The sequence below is a fragment of the Shimia sp. SK013 genome, assembly GCF_001292625.1.
In the GTDB taxonomy this organism is placed as follows: domain Bacteria; phylum Pseudomonadota; class Alphaproteobacteria; order Rhodobacterales; family Rhodobacteraceae; genus Shimia.
Genome location: NZ_LAJH01000009.1, coordinates 194872 through 213639, shown reverse-complemented (window position 1 = coordinate 213639; position 18768 = coordinate 194872). Strand labels below are relative to the sequence as shown.

The 18768-nt window shown below is 57.2% G+C and carries 20 protein-coding genes and 1 tRNA gene; 10 read left to right on the top strand and 11 right to left on the bottom strand.

Translation table 11 applies throughout. From position 1 onward, the window contains the following. Position 1: 1 nt before the first annotated feature. From SHIM_RS03520 to SHIM_RS03510, 3 genes are read right to left on the bottom strand one after another with little or no spacing between them, the layout of a single operon-like run. Positions 2-1078, bottom strand: a complete 1077-nt coding sequence (locus tag SHIM_RS03520; protein WP_446740594.1) for a FecCD family ABC transporter permease — start codon at positions 1076-1078, stop codon at positions 2-4. Beyond that, complete coding sequence (locus SHIM_RS03515) at positions 1078-1947, bottom strand: heme/hemin ABC transporter substrate-binding protein (RefSeq protein WP_054001235.1); 870 nt, start codon at positions 1945-1947, stop codon at positions 1078-1080. The genes SHIM_RS03520 and SHIM_RS03515 overlap by 1 nt, the downstream gene beginning before the upstream one ends. Next, positions 1944-2996, bottom strand: coding sequence for a hemin-degrading factor (locus SHIM_RS03510; RefSeq protein WP_054001957.1), 1053 nt, complete (start codon positions 2994-2996; stop codon positions 1944-1946). The genes SHIM_RS03515 and SHIM_RS03510 overlap by 4 nt, the downstream gene beginning before the upstream one ends. Positions 2997-3225: 229 nt before the next feature. Between SHIM_RS03510 and SHIM_RS03505 the strand changes: the two genes are divergently transcribed. Together SHIM_RS03505 and SHIM_RS03500 are read left to right on the top strand one after the other, a co-directional pair. Continuing rightward, complete coding sequence (locus SHIM_RS03505) at positions 3226-5262, top strand: TonB-dependent receptor domain-containing protein (protein ID WP_054001234.1); 2037 nt, start codon at positions 3226-3228, stop codon at positions 5260-5262. A gap of 115 nt (positions 5263-5377) precedes the next feature. Continuing rightward, complete coding sequence (locus SHIM_RS03500) at positions 5378-5875, top strand: HugZ family pyridoxamine 5'-phosphate oxidase (RefSeq protein ID WP_054001233.1); 498 nt, start codon at positions 5378-5380, stop codon at positions 5873-5875. A 137-nt stretch (positions 5876-6012) separates the two neighbouring features. On the opposite strand, the gene SHIM_RS03495 is transcribed toward SHIM_RS03500, so the two are convergent. Then, a tRNA-Ile gene (locus tag SHIM_RS03495) sits at positions 6013-6088 on the bottom strand. A gap of 164 nt (positions 6089-6252) precedes the next feature. On the opposite strand from SHIM_RS03495, the gene purM reads away from it, so the two are divergent. The 3 genes from purM to rnd all read left to right on the top strand — a co-directional run bounded on the left by purM (position 6253) and on the right by rnd (position 9133). Next, positions 6253-7302: a phosphoribosylformylglycinamidine cyclo-ligase gene (purM, locus tag SHIM_RS03490; RefSeq protein WP_054001232.1), complete on the top strand. Its 1050-nt coding sequence runs from the start codon at positions 6253-6255 to the stop codon at positions 7300-7302. After that, positions 7299-7892, top strand: coding sequence for a phosphoribosylglycinamide formyltransferase (gene purN / locus SHIM_RS03485; RefSeq protein WP_082358269.1), 594 nt, complete (start codon positions 7299-7301; stop codon positions 7890-7892). The genes purM and purN overlap by 4 nt, the downstream gene beginning before the upstream one ends. Positions 7893-7975: 83 nt before the next feature. Continuing rightward, positions 7976-9133 (top strand): ribonuclease D, encoded by a 1158-nt coding sequence (gene rnd, locus SHIM_RS03480; RefSeq protein WP_054001231.1) that lies wholly within the window; start codon positions 7976-7978, stop codon positions 9131-9133. 17 nt (positions 9134-9150) lie between these two features. Here the strand turns inward: rnd and SHIM_RS03475 are convergent, their stop codons facing one another. Genes SHIM_RS03475 through SHIM_RS03465 form a run of 3 tightly spaced genes read right to left on the bottom strand, consistent with a single transcriptional unit; the run spans position 9151 to position 10961 of the window. Then, positions 9151-9615 carry a hypothetical protein gene (locus SHIM_RS03475; RefSeq protein ID WP_054001230.1) on the bottom strand — a complete coding sequence of 155 codons (465 nt, stop codon included), beginning with the start codon at positions 9613-9615 and terminating at the stop codon, positions 9151-9153. Positions 9616-9624: 9 nt separating this feature from the next. Then, on the bottom strand, positions 9625-9864 hold the full coding sequence (locus SHIM_RS03470; RefSeq protein WP_054001229.1) for a hypothetical protein: 240 nt from the start codon (positions 9862-9864) through the stop codon (positions 9625-9627). Further along, positions 9864-10961: an AI-2E family transporter gene (locus tag SHIM_RS03465; protein ID WP_054001228.1), complete on the bottom strand. Its 1098-nt coding sequence runs from the start codon at positions 10959-10961 to the stop codon at positions 9864-9866. The genes SHIM_RS03470 and SHIM_RS03465 overlap by 1 nt, the downstream gene beginning before the upstream one ends. A gap of 433 nt (positions 10962-11394) precedes the next feature. Between SHIM_RS03465 and SHIM_RS03455 the strand changes: the two genes are divergently transcribed. Further along, complete coding sequence (locus SHIM_RS03455; protein ID WP_054001226.1) at positions 11395-11727, top strand: TfoX/Sxy family DNA transformation protein; 333 nt, start codon at positions 11395-11397, stop codon at positions 11725-11727. Positions 11728-11857: 130 nt separating this feature from the next. On the opposite strand, the gene ndk is transcribed toward SHIM_RS03455, so the two are convergent. Then, the gene (ndk, locus tag SHIM_RS03450) at positions 11858-12280 is read right to left on the bottom strand and encodes a nucleoside-diphosphate kinase (RefSeq protein WP_054001225.1); all 423 of its coding nucleotides are present in this window, start codon (positions 12278-12280) and stop codon (positions 11858-11860) included. 132 nt (positions 12281-12412) lie between these two features. Between ndk and SHIM_RS03445 the strand changes: the two genes are divergently transcribed. Genes SHIM_RS03445 through SHIM_RS03435 form a run of 3 tightly spaced genes read left to right on the top strand, consistent with a single transcriptional unit; the run spans position 12413 to position 15566 of the window. Further along, positions 12413-14266: an ABC-F family ATP-binding cassette domain-containing protein gene (locus SHIM_RS03445; RefSeq protein ID WP_054001955.1), complete on the top strand. Its 1854-nt coding sequence runs from the start codon at positions 12413-12415 to the stop codon at positions 14264-14266. Positions 14267-14303: 37 nt separating this feature from the next. After that, positions 14304-14930 (top strand): MarC family protein, encoded by a 627-nt coding sequence (locus tag SHIM_RS03440; RefSeq protein ID WP_054001224.1) that lies wholly within the window; start codon positions 14304-14306, stop codon positions 14928-14930. A 54-nt stretch (positions 14931-14984) separates the two neighbouring features. Next, complete coding sequence (locus SHIM_RS03435; RefSeq protein WP_054001223.1) at positions 14985-15566, top strand: retropepsin-like aspartic protease family protein; 582 nt, start codon at positions 14985-14987, stop codon at positions 15564-15566. A gap of 97 nt (positions 15567-15663) precedes the next feature. Here the strand turns inward: SHIM_RS03435 and SHIM_RS03430 are convergent, their stop codons facing one another. Continuing rightward, on the bottom strand, positions 15664-16215 hold the full coding sequence (locus SHIM_RS03430) for a winged helix-turn-helix transcriptional regulator (RefSeq protein ID WP_054001222.1): 552 nt from the start codon (positions 16213-16215) through the stop codon (positions 15664-15666). Positions 16216-16254: 39 nt separating this feature from the next. Between SHIM_RS03430 and SHIM_RS03425 the strand changes: the two genes are divergently transcribed. Further along, positions 16255-16635 (top strand): VOC family protein, encoded by a 381-nt coding sequence (locus SHIM_RS03425; RefSeq protein WP_054001221.1) that lies wholly within the window; start codon positions 16255-16257, stop codon positions 16633-16635. A 126-nt stretch (positions 16636-16761) separates the two neighbouring features. Here the strand turns inward: SHIM_RS03425 and SHIM_RS03420 are convergent, their stop codons facing one another. Together SHIM_RS03420 and SHIM_RS03415 are read right to left on the bottom strand one after the other, a co-directional pair. Next, positions 16762-17229 carry a DNA polymerase III subunit chi gene (locus SHIM_RS03420; protein WP_054001220.1) on the bottom strand — a complete coding sequence of 156 codons (468 nt, stop codon included), beginning with the start codon at positions 17227-17229 and terminating at the stop codon, positions 16762-16764. A gap of 5 nt (positions 17230-17234) precedes the next feature. Continuing rightward, positions 17235-18704, bottom strand: a complete 1470-nt coding sequence (locus SHIM_RS03415) for a leucyl aminopeptidase (protein ID WP_446740593.1) — start codon at positions 18702-18704, stop codon at positions 17235-17237. Positions 18705-18768: the final 64 nt, after the last annotated feature.

Below are 18768 nucleotides of genomic sequence, written 5' to 3'. Positions count from 1 at the left end.
ATTACATGTCCAAAATGCCGCGACGACGCAGCAATATCCAAAGGAAAAATGGTCCACCGATCACCGCCATGATAATCCCGATCGGCAGTTCAGCCGGCGCGATGACCACGCGACTGATGATGTCGGCCACCAACAACAGCGCGGCGCCAAGCAAGGCGGAGTTTCTCAGCAGATAGCGATGGTCCGGCCCTACCGCCAAACGAAGCAGATGCGGCACCACGATGCCGACAAACCCGATGCCTCCGCTGACCGCGACGGCCGATCCTACTGCGGCGGCGACGGCCAAAATCGCGGTGTTCTTGGTGCGCTGAACCGCGATCCCCATGTGGCTCGCAGCGGTTTCGCCGAGCGCAAGTCCATTGAGTCCCTTTGCTATAAAGGGCGCGGCAATAAAGGCGACGATCATCAGCGGCGCCGCTGTCAAAAGCTTGGACCAGGTCGCCCCGGCGATTGACCCCATTCCCCAAAATGTCAGGGTGCGCAGCTGTGCGTCATCCGCGATGTAAACCAAAAGTCCCGAAATCGCGCCCGTCAACGCGCCAAGCGCGATGCCAGCCAGAAGCATTGTCGCGACAGACGTATGACCTTTGCGCGTGGACACCCGATAAAGGATTATTGTGCTGGCCCAACTTCCCAAAAAGGCCGCAAAGGGGACGAGATAGTATCCCAAGACATCCTGCAAAGCCAAAGGCAACAGCCCGCCCAGAACGATGGCGACAATCGCGCCAAAGCCGGCACCCGCGCTGACCCCAATCAAGCCAGGGTCCGCCAACGGGTTGCGAAACAACCCCTGCATGATGGCACCGGATACGGCCAACGCGGCACCGACCAGCGCGCCCATCAAGGTGCGCGGCAGGCGAATATCCCAAAGAACCACACGGTCTCTTAAACTTAAGTCTTCGCCGCGCAAAAAAGCCCACAGTGTCGACCACAGAGAAGTCCCCGAGGCGCCAATTGCCAGCGATGCAAGCACAGCGGCAACGAGGACCACCAAGAGCGCACCGGTCAGCCGGTTGGCCTGATGAGACCGATCTCCTGCCAGATACACTCCCCTTGGCACTTCAGTTGCCATCGCCATCAGCTTGCAACTTTCGCAAGTGCAGCCGCGAGATCAGAAATCGCCTGCCCTGTGCGCACAGAAAACCCGAGAAGAAGCATACCATCTATGCGTACCAAAGCGCCCTTCTGCACCGCTGGCGTTTGGCCCAGCGAGGGGTGCGCCTTAAGATCGGCCAGTGAGGCGTCATGATCACCTTCCCGATCCATCATCAAAATGACCTCGGCACCACTTGTCACAATGGCTTCGTCGGTGATCGGCTTGAAACCTTCGAACCCAATGGCCGCATTTTGCCCACCAGCAAGCGCGATAATCGCATCCGCACTGGTGTTCTGTCCGCCTGCCATGACGCGCCCACCGGCGGTGGAAAGAACAAACAAAACCTTGGGACGGTGTGTCGCGTCAATCCTGGTCATCGCGGCGGCGATTTCGGCATCCACCTTTGCGGCCAATGCCGCGCCTTTTTCCGGCACACCCAATACCGCGGCCACCGACATAACCTTATCGCCGATAGCGTCTCGGCTAAAACCGCCGTTGACTTCGACCACAGGAACCGCCGCTTCGCGTAGCAATTCGATGGTCTCGATCGGACCTGCACCGGTCTCACTCAGGATCATGTCAGGATTGACTGAAAGCACGCCCTCCGCCGACAAAGCGCGGATATAGCCTACGTCTGGCAAGTCCAGTGCCGCAGGCGGATGGTTCGACGTCGTATCGCGGGCCACAAGCCGGCCTTCTTCGCCGAGCGCATAAACAATTTCCGTAACCGCGCCACCGACCGCAACGACCCTCTGCGGCGCCTCTTCCGCTACTGACATAGAACCGAGTGAAAAGCTCAGCGCGACTGCCACGACTGCTGACGCCGCGGCGCGCGGACCGCACCAGATCATGCCGCCACCTCGGAGAATTCGCCCTCAAGCTCCGCTACTAATGCATTCCAGCGCGCACCGGCATCTTCATCACGCAACACCCCGAAGAACTGCGTGATCAAAGCCCCATCCGCGCCGAAAGCCTCGATAGAAATCGCAGGCCCACGCCGGGTGTTCTTTGTCACGGCATAGACCTCAGCAATGTGATCCTTGCGCAGATGCAAATCATGGCCTTTGTCCAGCACGTTGATCCACGGGCCCATATCGACGATGCGGCTTACGGGGCCAGTGTGGATTTCAATGCAGCCACGGTTGCCGACAAAAATCATGATCGGAATTTCCTTTTCCGACGCTCGGTGCAGTAAGGCCTCGACAACTTTTGGTGCGAGCTTGCGGGCGTGCGGCGCGCCAGCAAGACGATACGCGCCAAGCCGGTTCATCTTCAATTTGCGGGTCAGCTGCATGAACTGGTGCGTATCGGTCAGCTTGTCCCACTCCGCCCGCAATGTCTCAACTTTCTCAGGATCCCCTTTTGGGCCCTCAACCGGCTCGCGCGGATCAACAGTCAATGTGTCTGCCTGATCACTGATCTTCAGCTCATCAACAACAGGTGCCCATTCCTCGATGATCGAGGTCTCGCGCAAATGCACTTTGTGCACTGCGTCACCTGCCGCATCAAACACCTGAATGGAGCGTTTCAGGCCGCGATCTGTTGGTTTTTCCACGGCGAACGCATGTGTCCAAATGCGGGGAAACATGCGCAAATCAATCGCGTCATTAACCACCAAAGAGGCGTGTGCCCCCGATGTGTAGTTGGCATATTGACCTACCTTCTCAATCACACAAGACGGGTTTCGGGTCAGCGCCATGACCTCGCCCAGTCGTGCGAACGCAGCAAACAACGGATCCAGGTCTGCCGTGATCCGCGTCACGCCGTGGCCGACATGCGCAGCCACCAGTTCGGCTTCTGAAATACCCAGTTTGTCCGCGAGATCGCGCTCACGCAGTTTGTCATGTTCTTGTCTGGCTTCACGAATGTCACGCGGAGAAATAGCGGTCGCCACTGCCATGGTGCGCTCCTGTTGTTCTGTTTTTCTGGAAGGGCAGTCTGGCGTGCGACCGATTTGTCGCGTTTGGCTGGCGCCCGTGATCCGAGGGTGAATCACAATGTTGACAGAAATACTCATGTTTAATATCGAACGCAAGACGCTCGATGGAAACTTCGGGAATCAAATCAAAAAAGCTCCACGCCAGCGCCCCAAGCCAGCCCAAGGAATAATCAATTGGAAGGGGACACCTATGCGTGCCTGCATCTCTCGCAAGGCCGTGCTGCTGTGTAGCGCGGCCCTCATTTCGGCAACACCAGCGTTGGCGCAAGACGGACCGACAAACGACTATCTGGATGGCGTTTTGTTGTTGGACGAAATCGAGCTCAAGCGCTCCAAGCGTGACATCAAAACGGAAACCGCAACGTCTGTGACTGTTATAGAACAGGAAGAAATGGACGACCGACAAGCCACCACAATTGGCGAGTTGGTTGACAGTGTCCCGGGCGTGACATTGATCAACGGCGCAACGCCACAAGGTTCAGGGATAAACATCCGAGGGTTTGGTGCGAACGGAACATACGGCAGCGACCAGAAAGTTCTCATCCAAGTAGACGGGGCCACAGTTGGGTCAGAAGAACTATACCGCATCAGCACGCAACTGTTCACTGACCCGCAGCTTTATAAAGAGGTGACTGTTCTGCGGGGCCTTGGCGGGTCCTTTGAATATGGCTCTGGCGCCATTGGCGGCGTTCTGTTGTTGCAAACCAAAGACGCGGCCGATTTCACGGGCGGCGAAGTCGGGTTTCGCTTCCGCCAAACCCTGCAAGCCAACAGCAACGGCGATGGGATCTCCAGCTCTTCGATCCTCGCGTGGCAGCCCACCGAGAATTTCGAAGTTTTGGGCAACGTGACCTACAGCACTCAAAACAATCAGAAAGACGGGTCAGGCGCAGTGATCGGAAACTCCGAGTTTGCACTGCCCTCCTATGCTTTGAAAATGCGCGGACACTTTGGTGACGACCGCGCGCATCGTCTGGAATTCAGTCTCAGCAACTCTTCCGTTCAAGAGCGCGATGTGCCCTATGACAGCTTTGGCACAACCGCCGATTCCTTCGGCAACGTCGATCGCGACATCGAAAATACGGCAGGTGTGCTGACGTATGGCTATAACCCTGCCCACAACGATCTGATCGATCTGCAAGTGCAGTTCAGCTATGCCGATCAAAAGATTGACCAAAGCTATGTTGCTGGATCCTCCCCACTGGAGGGCACCGCAAGCTGGCCGTTTCTGGAACCGCTGGTCAATGCCGATCACCGTTATGAGACAAGCAAGCTTCTGCTCAAAAACAACGCGGTGTTCACCACGGGCCGCGCCAACCATGACATGCGGTTTGGCATCGAGCTGAGCCAGCGAAAGCGGCTAGACGCGTCCTCGGCTCCCGGCGGAACAGACGAACGGCTCGCGGTTTTCATTGTGGACGAAATCGATTTTGGCAATGGTTTGACAATCACGCCAGGCATGCGGTTTGAAGATCAGACCGTATCCCCAAACGACCCGCTTGACCCATCTTATGACAACTCTGCACTGATGGGCGGCGTGTCGGCCCAATACAAGTTTGCCAGCGGATGGTCGGTCTTTGGCAACGCCGGATATACCGAAAGTATGCCTGTGATTGACGATCTCGGAAATCCACTTTTCATGACGCAAAGTGAAAAGGCCCGGAACTATGAACTTGGTGTCGGTTATTCCAACACAGGGATCTTCAACGATCAGGATGCCGTCGCTTTCAAAGCGACCGTTTACAAGACCGACATCTGGAACATCACGTCCTACACTGTGCCCGGAGGCTTTGATCCAATCGACACTGTAGACATGCATGGTCTGGAACTTGAGGCGCGCTATTCTCACGACAACGGGTTCTATTCGGATGTAAACTTGAACCTGCAGCGCGGCGAATATCATTCCGACGCGGCAGGTACCGGCGGGGATTGGGAACAAATCCCGGCTGACCAACTGCGCGTAACTCTGGGCAAACGCTGGGGACGCGAATGGGATCTCAGCATGGAAGTGGTGGCCAACGCGAATATGAGCCGCAGCACCTCACCAAGCGCCTCCAATTTGGTCAACAACCTCCGCGCAACCTATCGTCCCCAAGCGTCTGGTTGGAATGGGCTTGAGGTGCGCATGGGCGTGGAAAACATGTTTGACGCCGACTACACACCGCATCTGGCCACTCGCCCCGCACCGGGTCGAACGTTCAAACTCTCCTTGGCCAAGACCTTCTAAAGGCATCATACCCTTAACAAACTCACTGCGGCGGGTCAGGCTCGCCGCAGTATTTTCAGGCCACCCAGCTTGATCCGACGACACCCATCCGCCCGACAATTCAAAGGTTCGCCAGATGACTCAAAAAGATCCGATCCGCCCCACCGACGACGACGCTAGAAACTTGGCGCGCGGCCTTTTGCGCGACGCAACCTACGGGGCCTTGGCGGTCTTGGATCCCCAAACCGGTGCGCCCTCGGTGACCAGAGTTGCCATTGGCACAACCCCACGCGGGATGCCAGTTAGTCTGATATCCCGGCTCGCCACACATTTCGCTGCTTTGGAGGCCGACCATAGATGCTCGCTACTAATCGGCGAGCCCGGCCCCAAGGGCGATCCGCTCACACATCCTCGTATGACGTTGACTTGCGACGCGACCTTCCTTCACAAGGGAGCGCCCGGACATGACGACTTGCGAACGCACTATCTTGCGTCACACCCAAAATCGAAACTCTACAACGATTTTGCGGACTTCTCATTTGTAAGCTTCGCTATTACAGGCGGCCTTCTAAACGGAGGATTTGGAAAGGCGTTTCGCATCACGTCCCAAGATTTGGCAGCAACGCTAAGCTAATCTATTTCCATCCAGAGCAAAACGGGTCCAAAGCAGCATGGAAAAATCGCCCTGTATCCGCCCAACAAAAGGCCGCCCGTTCAGCACGATAGATGCAAACGGGTCATCACACGACACCAACCAAGTCGTTGATTTGATGGTAGGCCCGGAGGGATTTGAACCCCCAACCAAAGCGTTATGAGCGCTCTGCTCTAACCGTTGAGCTACAGGCCCGCCTGCCTTCAGTGATTAGGCAAGCCGCCCAGCAGCGTCAAGGGGTCATTCCTTGCCATTTCTTCGGCAGTGCCTACGACCTCAAGCGTCAAAACGAACGGTTCCCTTTGCGGCAATGATGCAGTAAGGCAATGCGCCAACGGCACCCGGCAAGGATCACGGACATGAGCGACGGCAAAAACGGCATTACTTACGCAGACGCAGGTGTGGACATCGACGCAGGCAACGCTCTGGTGGAACGTATCAAACCGGCTGCCAAACGCACGAAACGCTCCGGTGTTATGGCTGGACTGGGCGGCTTTGGCGCGCTCTTTGATCTTAAGGACGCCGGTTACAGCGACCCCATCTTGGTTGCTGCCACTGACGGTGTCGGCACCAAACTGCGCATCGCAATCGACACCGGCAACGTTGACGGTGTTGGCATCGATCTCGTTGCCATGTGCGTCAACGATCTGGTCTGTCAGGGCGCTGAACCTCTGTTTTTCCTCGACTACTTTGCCACCGGAAAACTCGACACCGACATCGCTGCCCGCATCATCGAAGGCATCGCCGAGGGCTGTTTTCAGTCCGGTTGCGCGCTGATTGGCGGCGAAACCGCAGAAATGCCCGGCATGTACGAAGCTGGCGATTTTGACCTTGCGGGTTTCTCTGTTGGCGCGATGGAACGCGGTACGGACCTGCCTGCTGGTGTCAAAGACGGCGACGTACTGCTGGGTCTCGCGTCTAACGGCGTGCACTCCAACGGCTACAGCCTCGTGCGCAAACTCGTCGAAGTCTCCGGTCTCAAATGGGACGACACCTGCCCATGGGATAACAGCCAAACCCTTGGCGCCGCTCTGCTGACACCGACCCGTCTTTATGTCAAACAAGCCCTCGCTGCAGTCCGCGCCGGTGGCGTGCACGCGCTAGCCCACATCACAGGTGGCGGTCTGACCGAAAACTTGCCCCGCGTCCTGCCAGAAGGCCTCGGCGCGGAAATCGATCTTGACAGCTGGACCCTGCCCCCGGTCTTTCAGTGGCTCGCCAAAACCGGCGGCATGGACCAGGCCGAAATTCTCAAAACCTTCAACTCCGGTATGGGCATGATCCTATCCGTAGAGGCAGACCATGCAGAGGCTCTGACCCGGTTGCTCACTGACCAAGGCGAAACCGTCACCCGCCTCGGTTCCGTTGTAACAACCGAAGGTGTTGCCTACTCCGGCAGCCTGCTGTGAAAAAACGCGTCGCCATCTTCATCTCGGGCAGCGGCTCCAACATGGTGCGGCTTGTCGAGGATATGGCAGACCCAGACCACCCAGCCGAGGCCGTGTTGGTGCTCGCCAATTCCGCCGACGCCGGAGGGCTCGCCAAGGCGCGCGCGTTAGGTGTGCCAACCGTTTCCGTAGATCATCGTCCCTTCAAAGGCGACCGCCCCGCGTTTGAGGCCGCACTTCAGACGGAACTGGACAAAGTGAACCCCGACATCCTGTGTCTTGCAGGTTTCATGCGCGTCCTGACCGAAAGCTTCGTCGCCCCTTGGGAAGGCAAGATGCTCAATATCCACCCTTCCCTTTTGCCAAAGTACAAAGGCCTGCACACCCACGCCCGTGCTCTCGAGGCGGGTGATGCCGAACATGGCTGCACGGTGCACATGGTTACGCCATTGCTGGATGACGGCCCGATTTTGGGTCAGGCCCGCGTTCCGGTTCAAGACGGCGACACACCCGACACACTCGCGGCCCGTGTTTTACCTCAGGAACATCGACTCTATCCGGCCTGCCTTCGGCATTTTGCAGCCGGAGACACCTCCCGCATCGACCTCTAAGCCAGCTGGAATTGCATTCTTTGGCTTTTCTGCGTAGTGCTTGTGAACAACCAGAAAAGACCAGAGCAAGAAGACAGCCGCATATGAAAACCCTGACCACGACGGAAGACCTCGCCCAATTCTGCAAAGAGGCGCGCGAGCACCCTTATGTGACCATCGACACAGAGTTTTTGCGCGAGCGCACTTACTACTCCAAACTCTGTCTGGTGCAGCTCGCCATGCCGGGCGACACAGACGACAACGCCGTTCTGGTCGACCCTCTGGCAAACGGTCTCTCGCTCGAACCGCTTTATGATCTGTTCCGCGACACATCGGTGGTCAAAGTCTTCCACGCAGCCCGTCAGGACCTCGAAATCTTCTTTGTAGAGGCAGGCGTCTTTCCGGACCCGTTGTTTGACACACAGGTTGCGGCGATGGTTTGCGGTTTTGGGGAACAAGTGGGCTACGAAACGCTTGTTCGGCGCATCGCCAAAACCGGCGTCGACAAAAGCTCACGGTTTACTGACTGGTCGCGCCGCCCTCTCACTGACGCGCAAAAATCATATGCATTGGCGGATGTGACGCATCTGCGCAAGATTTATGAGTTCCTGGCCGCTCAACTTGAGAAGACCAACCGAACCCATTGGGTTCAGGAAGAAATTGGCATTCTGACATACCCGGGCACATATATCATCGAGCCGGAAAATGCTTGGAAACGCGTCAAGACTCGCACCACGTCTCCCAAGTTTCTCGCCATCGTACGGGAGCTTGCCAAATTCCGCGAAGGCTACGCACAAAGCCGCAATATCCCGCGCAATCGGGTTTACAAAGATGACGCAATGGTGGAGCTCGCTTCCACCAAACCGCGCGACCACGGAGACTTGGGTAAATCTCGCCTTCTGTTGCGCGAAGCCCGCAAAGGCGACATCGCTGACGGCATTCTCAAAGCCATCGCCGCAGGCGAAGCCTGCCCGGCGGACGACATGCCCCATGTGCCGCGCAAAGATGACAAACTGCAGGTCAATCCGGCTCTGGCCGATCTTTTGCGCGTCCTGCTAAAGGCCAAAACCGAGACCTCGGGCGTGGCCCCAAAACTGATTGCCACCGCCTCGGATCTTGACGCGCTGGCCGCCGGTCAGCGCGACGTAGCCGCGCTCTCGGGCTGGCGCCGCGAAGTCTTTGGCGATGACGCACTCAGGCTCTGTGACGGCGAAATCGCCCTTGCCGCCAAAGGGGCACAGGTCAAAATCGTCGCGCTCTGACGTCACGCGTCAAAGCCCTACTTCTTCGAGGTTTTCACCAGTGCCTTGGCAACAGCCGAGGCCAGACCAGGGGTAACCGCGCCCAATGGATTACGCGCCATATTCTTAAGCGCCTCCGCGGCTCCGCGTGCCTCATCGGCCGCTATGCGCACTTCGGTCTCAAGATCTTCAAGCGCAAGATCGCGCACCTCTGCAACCGCGTCCACTTCCTCACCAACCGCGACACGTCCGGCCGACATCATCAAAACAAGCGCCAGCAACAGATTGGCCAGTGCAACGATGACTGCAGCGGCCGCCTGCGACATGACCTCAGCCAACGCGAAGAATCCCGCCACATTCAGCATCACAAGTCCCACTCCCGCCGCCAACAAGGCCGCAGCGGCCATTCCGGTTTGGCGCCGAAACACTGCCATGTGGCGCTGCGCAATCAAACGCTCGGAGCGCAGGATAATCGAAATATTACGTGAAATTCGTTTGCTCATAATCCGCTCCTACCGCGACCGTCCAATTAAGTAACCCACCGCCAATGCCCCTAACGCCAGTAAAACCGGCTGTTTCTCGGGCAAGCTTTCGATGGTCTCCAACACCTCACGAACGTCCCGTTCCCAGTCAACGCTCGGTGCCTCTTCCTCCTGCTCCTGCGCAGGCATCTCGGGACGCCGGTCCTGTTCCCGCGCCAATTCAGCCCGCAACTGGATGACTTCCGCCTCAAGTTCCGTTTTTGTCGCCATTACGCTTGCGCCTCCTCAGCGCCAATATCATCGGACGGAGGCGGATCTTCCCCGCCCAATCGACCATCACCCGACATCAAAATCGCCAGCACCCGCGTTGATTTCATATGAGACAGCACAATCAAAAGACAGACAGTGATCGGCACACTCAAAAACGCCCCTGCAATACCCCAGATTGCTGTCCAAAAGGTCAGCGCCAGGATCACCATCAAAGGCGACAGGTTCAATGATTTGCCTGTCAAAGCAGGCTCCAGAATATTGCCAATGCCAAACTGCACCACCCCGCATCCCAAAATAATGACCAAAAATGGCGTCATGCTCTCAAACTGCACCAGCGCGACAATGCTTGGGATCAAGACGCCGATCAACGAGCCCAAGGTGGGTATGAAATTCAGCATGAAAATCAAAACAGCCCAGGTTTCAGCGAAATCAAGCCCCACAGGCTTCATAAAGCAATAGCTGCCCACGCCTGTCAGAATGCTGACAGAGGTTTTGATCCCCACGTAGCGTTGCAATCCCAGCGACACACCATCGCCGATCCGCTGAACGCGCGCCCGCACGTCGGGCTCAGGAAAGGCAATTTCCAGCTTTTGCCGCATCGGTCGACGCTCAACCATCATGAAAGGAATATAAAGCAACACCAGCAAGAGCCCGCTCAGGAACCCCCCTGCCGAACTGATGGCGCCGCTGGCAAACGCTGCAATTTCAAGATCCGCCAAAGCCGACTTCGCCGCCTCAAAATTCTGATCTCCAACGAGGGTCACGACACGGGTCAGGATGCTATCAAACCGGGCCTCATACCGCGGAACTGCTTCGCTGACCGATCCGGCCTGAGCCGCAAAGATGCTCACCATGATCCAAAGGCCAAAAAGCACCAGACACAATGCGCTCAAATGGGCAATCAGGCCGGGAATGCGTCTTGAACCTATGTGCAAATCGCTCACCCGATCCACAATGGCCGTCACCAACACAAAAAGCAGGATCGCAATGGATAGTGGCACCAACACTTCGGCGGCAAAGATTAGGCCGGCAATGGAAAAGAACGCGCTAACAACAACATACATCACGGTTTTGAGGCCGCTCGTTCCGCTTACCATGACCGTCTCCTAAAATGGGTTGCGTCAAAGCAATGTGCAACAACGTTGCGCGCAACTTGTATATCCGTCCCTGCAACCTTGGAAAGCATTGCCTCCCCAATCAAGTGTTTTGTGCCGCCAGAATACAGTTTCAACACTGTGATCTCCGCGCCACATCGGCAAGAAATCACCTCATTTCCGGCACCCACAAGCCCCACTGCTGTGCCATGTTACAAAAATCACAAGACGTCAGAAGGCGTCACCGGGCAACAGACCCGAAACCATTGGAGCAGTACAATGCCATATGTGAGCACCCCCGAGGGCCAAAAGCCCGCGCCGACAAGTAAGCCGGAAAGCAAAGCCCAACCCAAGCCGGAAAAGCCGAAACAGATTTTCACCGACTGGGCATCTATCTGAACCTTGCGCCTGTGCCGCAGCCGACTAAGCTGCAGGCATGAGCACCGCAATTTCATCGATCCGGAACCTCGGCCCCGCCTACGAGCAGGCTTGCGCCCGCGCGGGCATCTCCACCGCCGAAGAACTCCGCGAGCTTGGTCCGGATGAAACCTACGCGCGCCTGCTCAAAACCGGCACCCGCCCGCATTTCATCGGCTATTATGTGCTGGTGATGGGCTTGCAAGGCCGTCCATGGAACGATTGCAAAGGCAAAGAGAAAGACGCGCTGCGCAAGCGGTTCGACGCTCTCAAAGCCTCTTCCCACGACAAAGGCCGCTCCGATCTCGAAGCCGCCCTTGATAAGATTGGCGTCATAGAAAAACGCGCCTGATCTTCCTCTTGCTGCAAATATCCCGGGGAGCGCGAGGGGCTGGCCCCTCGCACCAAACCTCGCAGCAACAGAAAAACGCGAGAGGTCTCCCTCCCGCGTTTCAAATTCTTCCATCAGGAACGTGGCTGGCTTAGCCCACCAACTCCAGACCGGAGAAGAAGTATGCGATTTCAACTGCCGCAGTTTCTGGCGCGTCGGAACCGTGTACGGAGTTTTCACCAACAGATTCAGCAAACTCGGCGCGGATTGTACCGGCGGCGGCGTCTGCTGGGTTGGTTGCGCCCATAACTTCGCGGTTTTTCGCGATGGCGCCTTCGCCTTCCAGAACCTGAGCAACGATTGGCTCGGACGCCATGAATTCGCACAACTCGTCATAGAAAGGACGCTCAGCGTGCACAGCGTAGAACACGCCAGCTTGTGCTTTGGTCAGGTGAATACGCTTCTGTGCAACAACGCGCAAGCCTGCTGCTTCGAACTTGGCGTTGATCGCGCCAGTCAGGTTGCGGCGTGTGGCGTCGGGTTTGATGATCGAGAAGGTGCGTTCCAGAGTCATGTCTGTATTCCTCTAATTTCGGTGCGGACACCTTGCCCGCTTCCAGTTCCAAATTGGCGCCCCGATACCATGCGAATTCCAACTTGAAAAGCAGTGATTGACGCCACGCCCCGCATGGGTCACACCGCCCCCATGCTCAAGATTTCAGACATCTCATACTCCGTCGAAGGCCGCCCCCTGTTTGAGGACGCTTCCGCGACGATTCCCCCGGGCCACAAGGTTGGCCTGATCGGGCGCAACGGCGCTGGCAAAACCACGCTCTTTCGCCTTATTCGCGGCGAATTGGCGCTTGAGGGCGGCACCATTACCCTGCCCCGACGCGCCCGCATCGGCGGTGTGGCCCAAGAGGTGCCGTCCAACGAGGTCTCGCTGATCAACACCGTTCTGGCTGCGGACACCGAACGCGCTAATCTTATGGCCGAATCCGAGACCGCCACCGATCCCGCCCGTATCGCGGAAATTCAGACCCGTCTGGTGGACATCGACGCATGGTCTGCCGAAGCCCGCGCCGGCTCCATCCTCAAAGGTCTGGGCTTTGATCACGAAGAACAACTGATGCCCTGCTCCGCCTTCTCGGGCGGTTGGCGGATGCGAGTCGCGCTTGCCGCCGTTCTGTTTTCGCAGCCCGACTACCTGCTGCTGGATGAACCGACCAACTACCTCGATCTCGAAGGCGCGCTGTGGCTGGAAAATTATCTGGTCAAATACCCGCACACGGTTCTGATCATCTCCCACGACCGCGAACTTCTGAACCGCTCCGTGGGCGCCATCCTGCATCTGGATGAAAGAAAACTGACCTACTACACCGGCCCATATGATCAGTTTGCCAAACAACGCGCTGAACAACGCGCGGTACAGGCTGCGGCAGCCAAAAAACAAGCCGCCCATCGCGAACACCTGCAGGCATTTGTCGACCGTTTCAAAGCCAAAGCCTCCAAAGCCAAACAAGCGCAAAGCCGCGTGAAAATGCTGGAGAAGATGACCCCGATCACTGCGCCCGAAGACGCGGCACGCGTGGTTTTTACCTTCCCAACACCCGAGGAACTCTCCCCGCCGATCATCTCGATCGAGGGCGGCTCCACGGGGTATGGCGACACGGTTGTGTTGAAAAACCTCGACCTGCGCATCGATCAGGACGACCGCATCGCGCTATTGGGCAAGAACGGTCAGGGTAAATCCACGCTTGCAAAACTGCTCTCCGCCAGACTGGACCCGATGGGTGGGAAATTCGTCACCTCCACCAAATTGCGCATCGGCTTTTTCGCTCAGCACCAGGTGGACGAGCTCTACGTTGATGAAACCCCGATCCAACACTTGATGCGCGAACGCCCCGCCGAAGGACAGGCCCGCCTGCGCGCCCGTCTTGCCGGATTTGGCCTTGGCGCCGCGCAAGCCGAAACCGAAGTCGGTCGTCTGTCAGGGGGCCAAAAGGCCCGCTTGTCGCTGCTTCTGGCAACCTTGGACGCACCGCATCTTTTGATCCTCGATGAGCCGACCAACCACCTCGACATCGAAAGCCGCGAAGCTTTGGTCGAGGCGCTCACCGCTTACACCGGCGCGGTCATTCTGGTCAGCCACGACATGCACCTGCTGACACTGGTCGCGGACCGGCTCTGGTTGGTCAAAGACGGCACCGTCAAACCCTACGAAGAAGACCTTCAGGCGTACCGCAAACTTCTGCTCACATCTGACAAACCGATGGGCAAGGCCAAAACCAAAGCCAAACCCGCCGCCAAGAAAGCCAGTCGCGACGACATCCTCACCCTGCGCGCCGAAGTGCGCAAATCCGAGCAACGCGTCGAGAAACTCAACGACATGGCGGACAAACTGGCCAAAAAACTCGCTGATCCCGCGCTTTATGAGGACAGTAAACTTGGCGAGATGGAAGTTTGGCAGAAAAAATATGGCGAAGTGCGCGATGCACAGGACCGCGCCGAAGATCTTTGGATGAAGGCACTGGAAAAACTTGAACGCGCCGGAGGCTGACTGTTAGCCTGACCTCAGAATCGTCGCAGGGATACTCATGGAAACCACCGCGCTCATTTCGGCGTTTGTCACGCTCTTCGTGATTATTGACCCTATTGGGCTGTTGCCGATTTTCATTTCGCAGACGCAAGGCGTCCCCAAGGTAGAGCGTCGCAAGATCGCTATTCGGGCCTGCGTGATCGCCTCTGTCTTGCTGTGCATATTTGCCTTCCTTGGGGAAACCGTTCTCGGATTCATCGGCATTACCATGCCGGCCTTCCGGATTGCCGGCGGGTTGCTTTTGTTCATCACCGCTTTTGACATGTTATTTGAACGCCGTACCAAACGGCGCGAAGGCCAAGCAGAGGAAGCCGAAGAAGAAGACTATCAAGATCCCTCTGTATTTCCATTGGCCCTGCCTTTGATCTCCGGCCCCGGCGCGATCACCACGATCATTCTTCTGACCGGCCAATATAGCGAGATCGAAGACAAGCTTATGATACTTGGCGTGGCTTTCTCCGTCATTGCGCTGCTATTGATGCTCTTCCTCACCGCAGGTTTCGTGGAACGCCTCCTGGGCCGCACCGGAATCAATGTGGTAACGCGCCTTTTTGGTATGCTGCTTGCCGCGCTGTCTGTGCAATTTATCCTGGATGGGCTGCGCGACGTGGGCCTGATGGGCTAAGCCCTCTTTTTTTAACATGATTTCAGACATATATATTGTCCCACAGGAGGACATATGACCGACATCGACATTGGAAATCTGGTCTATCTGGTCTTACTACTTCTGCTGATCGGATACTTTTCCTTGGGCAGAGGCCGCCTGAACCTGAACAAAACGATGCAACACGCGGCGATCTGGGGGCTCATTTTTCTCGGCGCGATCCTGGCCTTCGGGCTGTGGGAAGACATCCGGTCCACTGTGCGTCCTATGCAGACCGTCCTGACAGACGAAGGCCGAATTGAGTTGCCCCGCGGTCCGGACGGCCATTTCCGCGCAACGCTGGATATCAACGGCGTCTCCGTGGATTTCATCGTCGACACTGGCGCCAGTGATCTTGTCCTGTCCAAGCAGGACGCTGCCCGCGCCGGACTTGACCCCGACACCCTGCCGTTTTTCGGCCGCGCCATGACTGCCAATGGCGAGGTGAAAACCGCGCCCGTCCGTTTGGAAGAAATCCGCTTTGGCGGCTACACCGACCACAACGTCCCCGCCAGCATCAACGGCGGCGAGATGCGGGGCTCGCTCTTGGGAATGAGTTATCTGAGCCGGTTTGAACAGATCACGATAGCCGGCAACAGGCTGATCCTGACGCGGTAAAGACCGGCCCTTGCAGTCGCCCCGCGAGGGCAGTTCGAGCTCTGCCGAATCTCTGTTTAGCCTCTGCCGGTTTTGGCCGTTCGTGTCACGTCGTGCGTCATCTTTGCGGTACAAGGCTGACTTCGCTGGCTGCAACACTGCTTATCAATGCGCCAGTGTTCACTGCACGATAAATCGAACGTGGCGGGCGAGCAGCTCCGTCAACATGACGTTGCACCCAGCTTCTAGCTTCCATTTTTTTCAGCGACTGCGACAAAGCACGATCTGTAATCGTTCGGAGGGTTCGCTTGATATCGTTGAACTGGCTCGGTCTGTGGATCGCTGTCAGCACAGGCAAAGTCCATGAGCGCCGCAGCAAATCCTGATCCTCATTGGCCGTGACCCTGTCGATTTTGCTGGCGATTGCCGCGGCCTGAACACCAAGCTCAGTCAATCGAAACTCTGGGCGCAGCGGGTGGCCGTAGCCCGGGTTTCGCTCCATCAATCCGATCGAGATAAGGTGGTCCATACTTTGACCAAATGCTGTCCTGCTCGCGCCAGTTGCAGCCAGCAACGGCGCCTGCCGCCCTGCAATACCATAATGCAGGTTCGCCAAAATCGGGATAGCCCAAGCCCTTGATGTGGTGTTGACAAACGTCTCTATGTCCATAAAGTATAGTTAGCATACTTTTAATAATAAGGAAAGAAAATGCCGCTTATTTCATTGGAAAAAACCATCACAATTTCGCTTTCAGTCAAAGATCGCCATGCAAGTGCCGAGTGGTACGAATCCATGCTTGGTTTCGACACAATCTACCATGCAGACGAGGCGGGTTGGTCAGAGCTTCAAACCAATACAACCGGGGTTACAATTGGTTTGGGCGAGCACACCAAACCTGCGCCGGGAAACTGTGTGCCCGTTTTCGGTATCGCCGATCTGGATATGGCGAGACTTAAACTGGAACAGGCCAACGTGAAATTTGACGGCGAAACAGATGTCGTCGAGGGCATGGTCAAGACGGCCACCTTCTACGACCCTGATGGAAACGCGATGATGCTTGCCCAAGATCTAACCGACGGCACTGCCTGACACGCGGGGCCGGAAAATTGCCGTAGTTGGGCTTTCTCGCAAAATTGAAAGCGGCCATCTGAAATGGTCGCAGCAAGGGTTAGATTGGCGCAAAAACTGCCATTCTCAGGGGGCGCATCAAAGCCCCTACCCCTCTTCCTTCTCCGCCTTCTTCTGCCACGCACCGCTTTCCTCAGACCAATACTGAGCCGCGCAGCCCGCGTCTGTCAGCGCCTTCCACTGCGTGCGCGCATAGGCCACCGCATCCTGATCATAGCCGTCAAACAAGATGCACACACGTTCTGATGCCTGCACTTCCTGCGGGCTCACAACCGCCCCGTCAATTGACATCAGGCACGCCGCCTCATTTGGCGCGTCCACTTCGGTTGTCAAAAGGATCGGCTGCAAATCATCATGCGCGCCCCCTGCAAGACCATGCGCCAGAAAACTGGCGTCCCCCTGTTGCCACAGCTTTTCATCCAGCCAGGCCATACGTTCGGAATTGGTGCCGCGCACGACAATACGCCAGCCAGCCCCGCGCGCCTTTTCCAAAAGGCGCGGCAGGGTCACGTCGACCGGCGCTTGTGTCAGGTGGTAAAAATACGCGGCACCCAAAAGATTTAGACCTCGAACTTGTCGGCCACCAACCGGCTCAGCGCCATCACGCCCCAGCCAGTCGCACCCTTCGGCGCCATCGCTGTGTCGCCTTTCACACTTGCCACGCCCGCGATGTCCAAGTGGATCCACGGCATATCTTCACCGACAAAACGGTTCAGGAATTCCGCTGCGGTGACCGACCCGGCGGGCCGCCCGCCGACGTTTTTGACGTCGGCAATCCGGCTCTTGAGCTGGTCGGCATACGATTTGCCCAACGGCATCCGCCAGGCACCTTCGCCCTCAGCCGCAGCCGCTTTCAGAAACCCGTTGCAAAATGCGTCATCGTTGGAAAACACACCCGCATTGTCATGGCCCAACCCGATGATGATCGCGCCGGTCAAAGTGGCCAGATCCACCATTGCTGCCGGGCTGAACCGCTCCTGCGCGTAATGCATCACGTCACACAGCACCAAACGTCCTTCGGCGTCGGTGTTGATCACCTCAATTGTGTCGCCCTTCATGGATGTCACAACATCGCCCGGCCGGGTCGCATTGCCGGACGGCATGTTTTCGACCAATCCGATCAGCCCGACCACATTGGCCTTGGCTTTGCGCAATGCCAGCGCTTTCATGGCTCCAGCCACAACGCCCGCGCCGCCCATGTCCATTGTCATGTCTTCCATGCCGCCTGCCGGTTTTAGGGAAATTCCGCCTGTGTCAAACACCACGCCTTTGCCCACCAGAGCCAACGGCGCGCTCCGGTCTTCTGCGCCGTTCCATTGCATCACGACAACTTTGGACGGGCTAACAGATCCCTGACCCACGGACAGCAATGCCCCCATGCCAAGTTCTTCCAACTTGTCTTCCTCAAGAACTTCGACATCCACGCCATAAGACTTCAACGCCACCAGCCGATCGGCGAACTCGGTTGTGGTCAATACGTTGGCCGGCTCGTTCACCAAGTCGCGGGTAAAAAACACGCCTTCTGCCACCGCCAAACGCGGTGCTGCGGCTGATTCCACCTCCGCTGGCTTGGACGCCATTACAGTAACTTCGCGCGCGTCGTCCGCCGGGTCTGCTGTTTTGTGCTGGTCAAAACCATAGTCACGCAATGCCAACCCGGCCACAATCTCCGCCGCCTTGGGGTGATTACCAAGCGCCGCAAGCAATGCCGCCGTGCCACGTTTTTTGGCCACCGCCGCCCCAGCTTTGCGGGCGTCTTCAATCGAGCACTGACGCGGCAAGAACACAATGTCCACAGCTTCCGCAGCCATACCTGCAGGCCATGCCAAGCTGACCACATCGCCCACTTTGGCAGTGTCTGCTTTGGCGAGCTGCATCCGCTCGACTGCGCCCTTGGTCAACCGGTTCACGCGCCGCGCCTCTTGTCCAAGATTGCCTTCAATGGGCACCAACAGCGCGACACGGCCTTCGGCTTTGGCAATCTCATCCAGCACGGTTTCGACAAAAGTGAACTTCAGAACTTCGACCACAACACTCTCCATATAGAAATCAGCTACTGCTCATGCCTAACGCGACATCTTCACCTTGACCAGA